Annotated in this window: 10 protein-coding genes; 6 read left to right on the top strand and 4 right to left on the bottom strand. The window is 67.3% G+C overall.

The annotated features are described in order from the left end of the window. Positions 1–124: 124 nt before the first annotated feature. Entirely contained in the window at positions 125–1,117 is a 993-nt protein-coding gene (locus C1927_RS11305; RefSeq protein ID WP_159096647.1) for an AraC family transcriptional regulator, read from the bottom strand. Between C1927_RS11305 and C1927_RS11310 the strand changes: the two genes are divergently transcribed. Then, positions 1,093–2,856, top strand: coding sequence for a histidine kinase (locus tag C1927_RS11310; RefSeq protein WP_159095351.1), 1,764 nt, complete (start codon positions 1,093–1,095; stop codon positions 2,854–2,856). The two genes, C1927_RS11305 and C1927_RS11310, sit on opposite strands and share 25 nt — an antisense overlap. A gap of 154 nt (positions 2,857–3,010) precedes the next feature. After that, positions 3,011–3,778 carry a tetratricopeptide repeat protein gene (locus tag C1927_RS11315; RefSeq protein WP_079221940.1) on the top strand — a complete coding sequence of 256 codons (768 nt, stop codon included), beginning with the start codon at positions 3,011–3,013 and terminating at the stop codon, positions 3,776–3,778. 7 nt (positions 3,779–3,785) lie between these two features. Here the strand turns inward: C1927_RS11315 and C1927_RS11320 are convergent, their stop codons facing one another. Then, positions 3,786–4,130 (bottom strand): excalibur calcium-binding domain-containing protein, encoded by a 345-nt coding sequence (locus tag C1927_RS11320; protein ID WP_079221941.1) that lies wholly within the window; start codon positions 4,128–4,130, stop codon positions 3,786–3,788. A 157-nt stretch (positions 4,131–4,287) separates the two neighbouring features. After that, complete coding sequence (locus C1927_RS11325; RefSeq protein ID WP_079221942.1) at positions 4,288–5,292, bottom strand: PHB depolymerase family esterase; 1,005 nt, start codon at positions 5,290–5,292, stop codon at positions 4,288–4,290. A 238-nt stretch (positions 5,293–5,530) separates the two neighbouring features. Between C1927_RS11325 and C1927_RS11330 the strand changes: the two genes are divergently transcribed. Genes C1927_RS11330 through C1927_RS11345 form a run of 4 tightly spaced genes read left to right on the top strand, consistent with a single transcriptional unit; the run spans position 5,531 to position 12,464 of the window. Continuing rightward, complete coding sequence (locus C1927_RS11330) at positions 5,531–7,705, top strand: TonB-dependent receptor (protein ID WP_108746726.1); 2,175 nt, start codon at positions 5,531–5,533, stop codon at positions 7,703–7,705. An 11-nt stretch (positions 7,706–7,716) separates the two neighbouring features. After that, on the top strand, positions 7,717–8,595 hold the full coding sequence (locus C1927_RS11335) for an alpha/beta hydrolase (protein WP_108746727.1): 879 nt from the start codon (positions 7,717–7,719) through the stop codon (positions 8,593–8,595). Continuing rightward, positions 8,592–9,077 (top strand): MaoC family dehydratase, encoded by a 486-nt coding sequence (locus C1927_RS11340; RefSeq protein ID WP_108746728.1) that lies wholly within the window; start codon positions 8,592–8,594, stop codon positions 9,075–9,077. The genes C1927_RS11335 and C1927_RS11340 overlap by 4 nt, the downstream gene beginning before the upstream one ends. A 51-nt stretch (positions 9,078–9,128) precedes the next feature. Continuing rightward, the gene (locus C1927_RS11345; RefSeq protein ID WP_108746729.1) at positions 9,129–12,464 is read left to right on the top strand and encodes a PAS-domain containing protein; all 3,336 of its coding nucleotides are present in this window, start codon (positions 9,129–9,131) and stop codon (positions 12,462–12,464) included. A 4-nt stretch (positions 12,465–12,468) separates the two neighbouring features. Here the strand turns inward: C1927_RS11345 and C1927_RS11350 are convergent, their stop codons facing one another. Then, complete coding sequence (locus C1927_RS11350; protein WP_108746730.1) at positions 12,469–13,143, bottom strand: response regulator transcription factor; 675 nt, start codon at positions 13,141–13,143, stop codon at positions 12,469–12,471. Positions 13,144–13,149: the final 6 nt, after the last annotated feature.

The raw sequence follows: 13,149 nt of genomic DNA on the forward strand, positions 1-13,149 counted from the left end.
CATCGTGGCTCCGCACAGAGCTTCCGTTCCGCGTTACGCGGGCGCGCCATTCGTGCTCGATCATTGGTGCCAACTCGTGAAGGAGGTGTCAGTTCGCCGGCCGCTGACGCCTGCTTCGGTAGATTTACTTAGCCACAGCCCGGCGTGCCCTGGCTGCGGCCAGCGTCTCCACGGGCAACTCCTCGAACAGATGCCGGTAGTCGGCGGAGAAGCGTCCCAGGTGGCTGAAGCCCAGCTCCATGGCCACGCCGGTGACACCGTCGGCAGGCGCGCCAGTGGCCAGCCGGCGGCGCGCTTCATTCAACCGCGCCAGCTTGTACCAGCGGCACGGGCCGATGCCATGGACCTGCTTGAACAGCCGTTCAAGCTGCCGGGGTTGTGTATCCAGTCCACTGCACAACGCCTCCAGTTTCATGCCCTCGGCCAGGCTCTCCTCCATCATCCGCTCGGCCTGGGCCAGCGCACGCAGGCGGCGCTGCAACAGCTCGTTGACGTGGAAGGGCTCGGCCGTACACTCCACCACGGCGTCGACGAAGGCATCGATCAAGTACTGTTCGACCGTGGCAAAGGCGGACTGCTGCGCCGTTTCGTCCCAGCGGGATGCACTGTCGAGGACGGAAAGAATGCGCTCGCACAGCATCAGGCAGCGCTGGGTTGGCGGTGCCAGCAGCTGCCAGCCGATCCGTGGCAACCGTGGTTCGACGCCCAGGCGTTGCTGGGCCGTGCGCATCAGCAGTTCGCGCTCGATGCGCAGCACGCACCAGCGCCAGTGCGCAGGAATGGAGACATCCACGGCGTACTGCTCGGCAAACACCATCAGGCGGCCGCGCTCGACCACGTGGCCGCTGGCCCAGAGTGGCTGATCGCAACTGACGGCCATCGCGATCGTCATCACATCGCGATCGAATTCCCCACGCGCCAAGACCGGCAGCGAGTACACGCCGCAATCCAGGCTGCACCGCTGCAGGCTCAACCGCTCCACCCGCGCGGTAAAACCGCCGCCGGCCAGCAGGCGCTGGTCGAAACAGCTGTGATGGACCACGCCCCGCAATATCTCTGGATCAAAACCACTCAGCGTGAAGGCGCTGAAACGTGAGACTGAGGCACAGGTTTCCATCTGCAACACCTGTAGATGTCGGGAAATGGATAGCGCAGCTTGAATGGTGTCTTAACATCATCGGCGGTCCAACACAACCGGACTCCATGAGCGAGTTCATCGACCCTGTGCGTCCGGCCTCCCCCGCTCCCCCACGCCTGGACGCTGGTGCGCTGACCCAAGGCAAGACAGACCCCGGGTCGGCCGTGCTGCTGCCGGCTGTGCTTATTGCCGTGTCCGCCGCGCTGGGGCAGCTGGCCACGATGGACGTCTGGCATGCCTCCTCCAGCCCGCAGGGCCTCTGCCTGCTGGGTGCGATGTTCCTGTGCGTGCTGCTGTCCACCCATGGCACGCGCGCCATCGTCTGGTCCAGTGCCGTCTGGGTCGGCGGCATTTCGGCGCAGATTGCGACGGACGTCGCGTTTCCCGCGTATCTGCCGCTGCACATCGCCTACTGCCTGCTGCTGCTCCCTGCTGCCCGCTACCTGGCCCTGCCCGCTCGCGGCGCCAACCCACTGCAGAGCTCGGCATGGGTGCTGCGCTTCGTGGTGTGTTGCGGGCTGGTGCTGCCGCTGCTGATCGCCACGATGTACTGGATGGTGGGCGGCGCGCTGGGCCTGCCGCCGTGGCAGACCTACTGGCATTCCAACTTCCTCGCGCAGGCGCTGGGCTTCCTGCTGTTCGTTCCCATCCACGTCGGCCTCACGCATCGCGGCACGGGGGCTGGCCCGCGCCTGTCGCTGAGCCAGGTTGCGCCGCTGGCCATCTTCATCGCGCTGGCGGCCACCGCGTGGGCCAATCTCAGTTCCAGTGCCGCCCTTGCGCACACGCTGCTGGTGGTCAGCCTGCTGCGCACCTTGCTGGTGGTGCTGTTCCTGTGCGGTGCGGGCACCGCGTTCCTGTCGCTGCTGATGCTCACGCTGGGCTGCCTGCAGGTGAATTTCGCAGAAGGCGAGGCCACCACGCCATGGGAAGGCAGCACGGCAGTGACCGTCATCCAGATCGGCGCGCTGGTGGCGGTGATGGGCCTGCTGATGATGGTGGTGATTTCCGAGCAATGGCGGCACCTGCGCACCACGCTGGAAGAGGCCGATGCGCGCATGGCGGTGATGGCCGGGCAACTCATCAAGGTGCAGGAGGAGGAACGCACGCGCATTGCACGCGATCTGCACGATGACATCAACCAGTCCATCGCTGCCGTGTCCATCCAGCTGAGCAGCGTCAGGCGGCAGTTGCCGGGGCCGTACCAGGACAGCCTTTCGGTGCTGCAGTGGAAACTGACCGATGTTTCCGAGCGGGTGCGGCAGATCTCGCACGATCTGCATCCCAGCATCCTGCACTTCAGTACCCTCGCCTCTGCACTGGAGAGCCTGTGCCAATCGCACTCCGGGCCGCCACGCGTGACCTTTGTCGGCTGTGCCGAAACCGAGGACGACCTGACGCGGGAGCAGAAGATCAATCTGTTCCGCATCGCCCAGGAAGCGCTGCATAACGTGGTGCGTCACGCCCAGGCGGAGTCGGCCACGATTTCATTCAGCACCGACGCGCATCTGGCGGTACTGCGCATCTGCGATGACGGCGTTGGGTTGCCCCGGCAGGCACGGCGCTCGCGCGGGCCCGGGCTGGGGGTGATCACGATGGAGGAGCGGACGCGGCTGCTGCGGGGGGTGCTGGTGCTGGGGGAGGCGCCGGAGGGAGGGACGTGCGTGGAGGTGCGGATACCGCTGGAGGAGAGTGTGTTTCTAGGGGTTGATGAGTGACTGTGCTGGCGCCCTGTTGAGCAGATCGCTACGTGCTGCGGCGTAGGGAAAGCCCTTGTCGCAGCGTAGGAAAAGTCCGATCCCTGTCTTCCCGCGAAGGTAAACGGTGCGATCCCGTATAGTTCCCTCCCTCAGACGGAACTGCTGGCGCACCATGCCCTACCTTGGAATAGGACTCCACTTCATCGCCGCGATCTATTTCGCGGTACACGCCATCCGCTCAGGCCAGAGCCTGTACTGGCTCCTGCTGCTGTTCTCGTTCCCGCTGCTGGGCAGCGTGGTCTACGGTCTGGCGATCTACCTGCCGGAAATCCGCCATTCGCGCGGCGCGCGCCAAGTGGTCAGTTCGGCGAAGCAGTTCATCGACCCAGGCAAGGACCTGCGCAATGCGCGGGCCGAACTTTCCCGAACGCCGACCGTGCAGAATCGCGTCCGCCTGGGCATGCAGCTGCTGGGGGCGGGCCAGGCCGAGGAAGCCCGGGAGCTGCTTGAACTGGCCGCCAGCTCGCCGCTGGGGGATGACCCGTACATCCTGACGGGCCTTGCCCGCGCGCGTTTTGAATCCGGACAGGCCGCGCTTGCGGTGGAGACGCTGGAAGGTCTGTTTGCCCGCCATCCGGACGTTCGCCGCAAGCCCGAGCAGACCCTGCTGTATGCGCAGGCGCTGGCTGGTGCCCGTTCGCCTGGCGCCCAGGCCGCCTTCGAGCGCGCCGTGGAATGCGGCAACGATGCCGAAGCACGCTGCGTGTACGCGGAGTGGCTGCTGACCCAGCCTGACGCTGCGGACCGTGAGCGGAGCCACAGCCTGTTTGCCAGCATTCTGGACGATGCCCGGCACTGGTCACGCCACGCCCGCAGCCACAACGCGCTGTGGCTGGACCGCAGCAAGGCGAGGATGAAGGAACTGCAGCGGGCGCGCTGAGCGGGCCTTATCTGCGACCCCGATAGGGCTCGCACCCTATCCCATCATTGTCGCGGTCCAGGTGTGGGCCGTAGCCCGGTTCGCCCCGGCGCACGGGGGCTGCGCCTGCGGCGCGCGCTTCGGCACAGTTGGCGAACGGGCGGTTGCTGCCTGCAGGCCAGGGGGCCAGGTTGTTGCGGGGTGATTCGATGCTGCGCGGCGCGATGGATGCACCGCGATGGCAGTGGTAGTCGCCGGTCTTGCGATTGGTGTGGCAGCCGTTCTTGTCCAGTCCGCCGCTGTGGGCGGAGGATGTCAGCGGGACCGCCAAGGCGATGAGCGCGACTGCCAGATGCGCGGTGCGGATATCCATGCCCTCCCCCTGTCAGGCGTGCGTTCCCGACGCGGAGGCTAGCACGGAGATGCCGGTTCGGAGGCCCTGGTCGAGCAAGCTCGACCGCTACCAAAACCATGCGCCAGTGCGGAAACATGTTGCCGCCGCACTGGCGATGGTCCCCCAAGCCGACTGGTCAGCGCTGGTTGTCCTTGAGGAACAGCCAGGTGATCAGGGTGGCGTCTGGCCCCTGCGGGTCGGTGAACGGCAGGCCGGATTGGCTGCCGCTCCAGGCGTGACCCATGCCCTGCACCACGTAATGCTGGGCCAGGATCCTGCCGTTGTAGGCGTAGGTGTCCACCGTGTACGCGCGGCCGCCCGGCACCTGGCCGTGGTAGGTGCTGGTCGGCACGTACTTCACCGAGTCGTTGTCCACGCCGTCGTCGGCCAGGTCGTTGGTCTGCAGGAACTGGCGCACGGCCTGCTGGCCATTGATCGGGTTGACCGTGGAATCGGCCGTGCCATGGAACACCAGCACCGGCAGCGGCCGCGGCTTCGGTGAACCCGAGCACTGCCACGCCAGTCGGCCGTTGCTGTCCGGCGAATAGATGCTGCCGGCCAGCAGCGCATACGCACTGCCGGAAATCGTGGTGGCGCCCTTGTACATGCCCCCGGAATGGATGGCGCCGGCAGCGAACACATCCGAGTAGCACGCCAGCATGATCGAGGTCATCGCCCCGCCGGCGGAAATGCCGGTGACGTAGACCCGGTGCGGATCGACTGCGTAGCCGGCTTTCACTTCATCCACGATGCCGGCCAGGATGGAGGCTTCACCGCTGCCGCGCGCCTGGTTCACCGGCAGCTGCCAGTTCCAGCAACGCGTGGGGTTGGCGGTGACGTTCTGCCGCGGGTACACCACGATGAAGCCCTCGGTGTCGGCCACATCGTTGAAGCCGGACGCCTCGCCCATCAGGTTCGGGCCGGTCACGCAGCCGTGCAGCACCAGCAGCACGGGTAACGGCTGGCTGGGCTGGTAGTTGGCGGGCACCCAGACCTGGTACTCGCGGGCACCATACGCGTTGCCGTACAGGCCGAAATCCCAATGCCCCGGGGTGTCTGCCGCGGACGCCGTGGCGCTCATCGCCAGCCAGGTGCACACCCCCAGCAACAGCGTCCTGATCGAATCGATTCCAGAGTTCATGCCCAGATCCTCATGCGTGAGTCGTGGATGACGTGGTACCGGGAGGCGGTGCCATACGGCACCGTCGTGTGGGGATGGGGCCAGTATCCGCATCTGCACGGCGGTGCCGACTGGACCTAGGTCCACTCGCGCCCGGCACCAAGGCACGGCTAGCCTTGGGGCCATGGGTGGCAATGGGCCATCTGCAATGGACATGCCCTCTGGGGGGGAATGAATGAAACGGAATTGCTTGAGCCTGATGATCGGCGTGCTGCTGGCCTCCGGACCGGTGCTGGCACAGGACGCGCCGCAGCCCGCATCGACGGCCGGCAAGGCCGCCTCGGCCACCAACCTGGACAGCATCATGGTGACCGCGCGCAAGCGTGAGGAAACCCTGCAGGAAGTGCCGGTGGCCGTCACGGCGTTCACCTCCGAGGCGCTGGACAAGTTGAACGTGCAGGACATCAGCGCGCTGGGCCCCCAGGTGCCGAACATGACCATCTATGCGGCGCGCGGCGCCAGCAGCACGGTCACCGCCTATATCCGTGGCGTCGGCCAGTCCGATCCCACCTGGGGTTCCGACCCGGGCGTGGGCATCTACCTGGATGACGTCTACATCGCGCGGCCGCAGGGTGCCCTGCTGGACGTGTTCGATGTCTCCCGCATCGAAGTGCTGCGCGGCCCGCAGGGCACGCTGTACGGCAAGAACACCATCGGCGGCGCCATCAAGTACATCTCGCGCGGCCTGCCTACCGAAACCGAAGGCTTTGCCCAGATCACGGTGGGCAATTACAGCCAGCTGGATGCCAAGGCCGCCATCGGCGGCCCGATCGGTGGCGCCGACAGCGGCCTGCGCGCCCGCGTGGCGGTGGCCAGCCTCAACAACGATGGCTTCGGCGAGAACACGTTCAACGGCCAGCCGGTGAGCGACAAGCAGATCAAGGCGGCGCGCTTCAACCTGGGCGCCTATGCCGGTGATGACTTCGACGTGCAGTTCGCGCTGGACTACACCGACGATACCTCGGGCATGCGCGGTTCGAAGATGCTGGCGCCGAACCCGTTCCTGCCCGGCTACCCGCCGATGGACAGCCGCTATGACATCCGCTCGGGCATGCGCAACCTCAACAACGTGGAGAGCAAGGGCGCTTCGGCCACGGTGAACTGGCGTCCGAACGAGGACGTCGCGCTGAAGTACGTGATCGCAAAGCGCGAGTCGGACAGCCAGGGCAACGTCGATTTCGATACCACCCCGGTGAAGCTGGCCGACGTCAGCGGCACCTACGACGACAACCAGGTGAGCAACGAGCTGCAGCTGAACTACGATGCCGGCGGCCGCGTCCGTGGCGTGGTGGGCCTGTACCAGTTCAAGGGCGAGGCCGGCGGCCAGATCCAGAACAACTACTTCAGCGCGCAGTTCGCCGACAACCAGGGCAAGGTGCTCACCGACAGCATTGCGCTGTATGCAGATTGGACCTTCGACCTGACCAACAAGCTGAAGCTGGATGTGGGCGCCCGCTACACCGATGAGGACAAGCGCGCGATCGTGCTGAACCGCCTGTACGCCGATCCCGGCTTTGTCCGGCCGGTGGCGGTGACTGCGGACTTCGACAAGAAGACCAATTTCAGCAACGTCTCGCCCAAGGTCTCGCTGGATTACCAGATCACCCCGGACATCATGGTGTACGGGCTGGCCACGCGCGGCTTCAAGTCAGGCGGCTACAACATCCGCGCCAATGCGGTGGCGGTGCCGCGCTCGGCCGAACCGTTCGATGACGAGACGGTCGACAGCTTCGAGATCGGCAGCAAGATGGCCTTCCTCGACCAGCGCCTGTTCCTGAACCTGTCGGCGTTCCACAACAAGTACAAGGACATCCAGCTCTCGGTGTTCACCGGCATCGACACCAACGGCGACGGCATCGACGATTCCTTCTTCGGTGACTTCACCAATGCGGGCAAGGGCACGGTGAACGGCCTGGAGATCGAGTACCAGTACCTGCCCACCCAGCACTGGCTGATCTCGGGCAACCTGGCCTGGCTGGATGCGAAGTACGACGAGTACATGGACCGCGGCGTCAACGTGGCCAAACAGATGAAGTTCACCAATGCGCCGGAGTACTCGGGTGCCTTGAACGTGGAGTACCGCACCGACCTGGCCAACGGCGGCAACCTGTCCGCGCGGGTGAGCTACAGCTACCAGAGCGAAGTGTGGCCGACCACCGATCTGAGCCCGGTGATCCGCCAGGGCGGCTACGGGCTGGTGAATGCAGGCGTGGTCTGGCGCGTGGATGACACCTGGACGCTCTCGCTGCAGGGCACCAACCTGGCCGACAAGGAATACCGCACCACCGGCTACAACATCCCGGCGGTGGGGACGCTGATCGGGTTCTACGGTGCGCCACGCCAGTATAGTCTCAGCGCCCGTTACGATTTCTAGGAAGCTTCTGCATGACGCAGTCTTACGACGATCTGTACTGGAACAGTGATGACGGCCTGCGCCTGCACGCGCGCGACCATGCACCGGCCGTGGGGCTCGCGCCCCGCGGTACGGTGGTCTGCATCCCGGGCCTGACCCGCAATGCCGCCGATTTCGATGCTCTCGCCCAGACGCTGACCGACGAGGGCTGGCGGGTGATCGCGGTCGACCTGCGTGGGCGCGCCGGTTCGGAACGCGCGCATGACCCGACCAGCTACAACGCTCGTACCTACGCCGATGACATGGTCGCGCTGCTGCGCTCGCAGAGCATCGCCAGGGCGGTGTTCGTGGGCACGTCGCTGGGCGTGCTGGTCACCCTTACCGTGGCCTCGCGCGCGCCGGACCTGGTGGCCGCCGCGGTCCTCAACGATGCCGGCCCGCGGGTACCGCGCGAAGCGCTGGCGCGCATTGGCAAGTACGCGGGCAAGCCGGTGCCGCCGATGGACCTGCAGCAGGCGGCGGCCTACATGGGCAGCATCGGCCAGGCCGCATTCCCGCGCTACACCCAGGAAGACTGGCGGGCGATGGCGCTGCGCACCTTCCGCCACCGCAGCGATGGACTGATGGAGCTGGACTACGACCCGGCGATCATCCGCACCACGCGGCCGTGGGTGCTGTGGCTGCTGCGCCCGGTGCTGTGGCGTGCGGTGCGCAAGCTGACCGCACGGGTACCGGTACTGGTAGTGCGTGGCGCGCTGTCGGACATCCTGCCGGCCGACGTGGCGCGGCAGATGGCTGCGACTTCACCCAGCGCCCGCCTGGTGGAAGTGCTCGATGTGGGCCACGCACCGATGCTGTCCGAGCCGGAGGCGCGCGGCGCGATCCTCGGCCTGCTGGCGGCCGTGCGGTGAGTACGACGGACGCCGCTGAAGCGCTGCCGGCCGCCCTGCGCCCTCTCCAGCACTGGGCGGCCGGCGAGCGGCTGGGTACGCCCACGCGCATCTCGCAGGCACGCATCGATGCCTTCGCTGAAGCCACGGGCGACCACAACTGGATCCATGTCGATCCGGCACGGGCACAGGCGCAGTTGCCGGGCGGGCAGACCATCGCCCACGGCTTCCTGCTGCTGTCGATGACCGTGGACGACGATGTGGCCGCGCTGACCGGCTTTGCAGGCATCGCCCACGTGCTGAATTACGGCTTGAACAAGGTGCGCTTCCTGGCGCCGGTGCCCAGTGGCAGCGAGATTCGGGTGCGATCGCAGCTCGTTACGCTGGAACCGCGCGGACCCGGGCAGTGGCTGCTGACCCAGCGCAAGCCCGTTGAACGCCTGCCCGATGGCGAGGTGGCACTGGTGGCCGAGCAGCTCGCGCTGGTGGTGCTGGCCGGCTGACCGGGCCCTGCCCCGCTGCACGCTGGCGGCGGTTCTCTCTACACTGGAGCGATGTTGACGCCTTCCATCGTCCTGTTCGCCTGTATTGCGTGGACCGTTCTGCTGTTTGGCGTGGCCCTCTGGGGCGAACGCCAGGGGCACCGGCTTGCGCGCGTGTGGCCGGCCATCTACGCGCTGTCGCTGGCGGTGCACTGCACGGCCTGGACCTATTACGGTGCGGCTTCGCAGGGCGTGCAATGGGGCTTCCCGATTCCGCCGACGCTGGTGGGCATGGCACTGATCTTCGCCTTCGGCCTGCCTTTCCTGGCCCGGCTGGGGCGCCTGGCCAAGCAGCACAACAGCGCCACCATTGCCGACCTGGTGGTGGCACGCCTGCGTGCCGACCAGGGGCTGGGCATCACCATCACCGTGGTTGCGCTGTTCGGCATCATTCCCTACATCGCCCTGCAGTTGAAGGCCGTCAGCCAAGGCCTGGGCGCGCTGCTCGGCGACCGCTTCACCCCGGCCGGCTGGCAGCTGGACATGTCGTTCTGGTTCGCGCTGACGATGGCGGCGTTCACCCTGCTTTTCGGTGCGCGCAAGGCATCGGCCACGGAACACAATCGCGGCATCGTCGTGGCGCTGGGCCTGGAATCGGTGTTGAAACTGGTGGCCCTGCTGGCCATCGGCCTGTATGCCGGGCTGTCGGTGCAGCAGGCCGGTGCGCCGCTGCTGGAAAAGATGGCCACGCTGCCGCCGCCGGCGGTGGTGCCTGACTACCTGACCATGGTGGCGCTGGGTGCGATTTCCGCCTTCACCCTGCCCCATCAGTTCCATGTGGGCGTGGTCGAGCTGCGCCAGCCATCGGACCTGAAGACAGCGCGCTGGCTGTTCCCGGTGTACCTGCTGCTGATCGGCCTGCCGTCGGTGCCGATGGCGCTGTACGGTGCCTCGCAGCTGCCGGCTTCCGTGTCGCCGGACCTGTACGTGCTGGCCCTGCCGCTGGCCGGCGGCCACCACCTGCTGGGCCTGGTGGCCTACCTGGGCAGCCTGAGCGCAGCCACCGGCATGATGATCCTGTCCGGCCTGACCCTGTCGATCATGCTGGGCAACCATGGCGTGGGCACGCGCCTGCTGGGCGGCATCGATGGTGGCCTGTCCGCGGGTGACCTGCGCCCCCGCGTGCTGGCCTTCCGTCGCGCCGGCATCATCGCAGTATTCCTGATGGCCTGGCTGTACAGCCGCGCGATGAGCGACACGGAAGCGCTCAGCGACTTCGGCCTGATGTCTTTCACTGCGCTATCGCAGCTGGCACCGGCGGTGCTGCTGGCGGTGTACCGGCCACGCACGCCTTCGCCGGCGATCATTGCCGGCATCGTGGTGGGTTCGCTGGTGTGGCTGTGGCTGGTGCTGCTGCCGATGATCGTCCCGGCCGTACCGCACGGCGCGGGCACGGACGGCGTGCATTGGCTGGCATTGCTGTCGATGCGGCTGCAACCGGGGCATATCGCCATCAGCATGGGTGCCAGCCTGGCGGCCAACCTGCTGGCGGTGCTGCTGGTGGCACGCGCGGTGCGCCCGCCGCTGCCACGCCAGCGCGATGCGGTGGCCGCCGTCTCCCTGCGCAAGACCGCGGTGCGCTTCCTCGGCCCGGAGCGCGCACGGCAGCTGATGGATGGCCACGCCGGGCAGGTGCTGGATGACGAACGGGTCACCGCCATCGAGCGTGAACTGACGGCCGTGGTCGGTGCGGGCATGGCGCGCCTGCTGGTGGAGGCCGCACGTGACGGCGGCGCGGCCCCGCTGGATGCGGTTACCCGCGCCGTGGGCGAAGCCACCCAGGTGCTGCGCTTCAACCAGCGCCTGCTGGAAGCGGCGCTGGAGAACATGAGCCAGGGCATCAGCGTGGTCGATGCGCAGCTGCAGCTGGTGGCCTGGAACAGCCGTTACGCAGCGCTGTTCAAGTTCCCGCCCGAGCTGCTGCAGGTGGGCCAGCCGGTGGCCAACCTCACTGCGTGGGCGCTGGGCCAGCTGCGCATCGGCCATGTACCCGGCGACAGCCCGGACAAGGCCCTGCAGCGCCGCGTGGTGCATATGCGCCGAGGCACCCCGCATCTGTCCGAACGCATCTTCCCGGACAACACCATCGTCGAAATCCGCGGCAACCCGATGCCCGGCGGTGGTTACGTGGCCACCTTCACCGACGTCACCGCGTTCCGCCGCGCCGAAGATGCACTGAAGCGCAGCAATGAAACGCTGGAGCGGCGCGTGCAGGACCGCACTGCGCGCCTGGAGCAGGCGGTACACCAGGCCGAACGGGCCAACGTGGCCAAGACCCGCTTCCTGACGGCGGTCGGCCACGACCTGATCCAGCCGCTGCATGCGGCCCAGCTGCTGACCGATGCGATGTCGCAGCACATCGAATCGGAGTTCCTCGACAGCTTCCTGCGGCAGATCCGTGGCGCGCTGGATTCCACCGATGACCTGCTCTCGGGGCTGCTGGATATTTCGCGGCTGGAAGCCGGCGGCCTGGTGGCCGATCCGCGGCCCTTCGCGCTGTCCAGCGTTCTCGATCCGCTGGCGCAGGAGTTTGCGGTCCTGGCGGCGGCGCGCGGCCTGCACTTCGGTTACGTCGGCACCCGTACCTGGGTGCACAGCGATCCGCTGCTGCTGCGTCGGGTGCTGCAGAATTTCCTGGCCAATGCCATCCGCTACACGCGCAGTGGCGGCGTGCTGCTGGGCGTGCGCCGTCAGGGCGACCGGCTGTCGATCGGCGTGCACGACAGTGGCCCAGGCATCGCGCCCGAGCAGCAGGCCGTGGTGTTCGAAGAATTCCACCGCCTCGACCGCAGCAACGGCCAAGGCCTCGGCCTGGGCCTGACCATCGCCCATCGCATTGCCGGCCTGCTGCATGCGCCACTGCAGTTGCGCAGCGTGCCGGGACGAGGCTCGGCGTTCTCGATCAGCGTGGTGCGGGCAGCGCCGCCGGTGGCGCCACGCACCCTGCCGGCGGCCGGCGGCAGCAGCACCATCAAGGGCCTGCGCGTGCTGGTGGTCGACAACGATGCCGACGCGCTGGAAGCGATGCGGCAGATGCTGCTGGCCTGGGGCTGTGACGTGGTTGCGGTGGCCGACGCCGGTTCGGTGGGTACATCTGCGGAGGACGCTGCGCTGTGGCTGTTCGACTACCACCTCGATGACGGCGACACCGGCGTAGCGCTCTGGCACCGTCTGGTGGCGCGCCATGGGCCACGACCGACGGTGATTCTCAGCGCCGACACCGGTGGCGACACGCGCGACGCCGTGCGCGGCGCCGGGCTCTCGCTGTTGAACAAGCCGTTCAAGCCATTGGCGCTGCGCTGGGCGATCAACCACCTGCTGGCAGCGCCGGGCACCCTGCCCGCCTGAGGAATCAGGCGTCCTGCGCGCCTTCGATCTGCCGCGAGGGGTCGCTCAGCCCCATCTCGTGGAGCACACGGATGGCCTGGGCGCGGTTGCGCACGCCCAGCCGTTCCATGATGCGGGTCATGTGCGCCTTCACCGTGCGCAGCTGCACGCCCAGGCGGTCGGCGATCTGCTTGTTGAGCAGCCCCTCCGCCACCAGCCCCAGCACTTTGTACTGGTGCGCGGACAGGCTGGCCAGGCGCGCGGCCAGGTCCGCATCCTTGCTGAAGGGCGCGACCCGCGAGACCGGCTCGCGCAGGATCGCGGGGATCCAGCGTTCGCCTTCCAGCACGGATTGCAGGGCCAGCTGCAGCTCGCTCAACCCCGAACTCTTGGGCAGGTAACCGGCCGCACCCAGATCGATGGCACGGCGGATCACCTGCGGTTCCTCGTTGGCCGAGACAATGATGATGGCCAGCCCCGGCTGCAGGGCGCGGATGGTGGCCAGCCCGGCCAGGCCGTGGTTGCCCGGCATGTGCAGGTCCAGCAGCATCAGGTCGATCGACTGGCGTTCGAGGGTCTCCAGCACGCTGTCCAGCGAGTCTGCCTCGCTGATCTGCAGATCGGCGACGGCCTCTTCCGCCGCGCGATGCAGTGCGGCGCGGAACAAGGGATGGTCGTCGGCGATCAGCAGGGTTGGCATGTTCAA

The organism is Stenotrophomonas sp. ZAC14D1_NAIMI4_1 (genome assembly GCF_003086775.1).
Lineage (GTDB): Bacteria > Pseudomonadota > Gammaproteobacteria > Xanthomonadales > Xanthomonadaceae > Stenotrophomonas.

Coding starts and splice junctions, on each gene's coding strand:
- C1927_RS11320 (WP_079221941.1), bottom strand. CDS start 4,130: ATGGATATCCGCACCGCGCATCTGGCAGTCGCGCTCATCGCCTTGGCG.
- C1927_RS11315 (WP_079221940.1), top strand. CDS start 3,011: ATGCCCTACCTTGGAATAGGACTCCACTTCATCGCCGCGATCTATTTC.
- C1927_RS11330 (WP_108746726.1), top strand. CDS start 5,531: ATGATCGGCGTGCTGCTGGCCTCCGGACCGGTGCTGGCACAGGACGCG.
- C1927_RS11345 (WP_108746729.1), top strand. CDS start 9,129: ATGTTGACGCCTTCCATCGTCCTGTTCGCCTGTATTGCGTGGACCGTT.
- C1927_RS11305 (WP_159096647.1), bottom strand. CDS start 1,117: ATGGAAACCTGTGCCTCAGTCTCACGTTTCAGCGCCTTCACGCTGAGT.
- C1927_RS11325 (WP_079221942.1), bottom strand. CDS start 5,292: ATGAACTCTGGAATCGATTCGATCAGGACGCTGTTGCTGGGGGTGTGC.
- C1927_RS11350 (WP_108746730.1), bottom strand. CDS start 13,143: ATGCCAACCCTGCTGATCGCCGACGACCATCCCTTGTTCCGCGCCGCA.
- C1927_RS11335 (WP_108746727.1), top strand. CDS start 7,717: ATGACGCAGTCTTACGACGATCTGTACTGGAACAGTGATGACGGCCTG.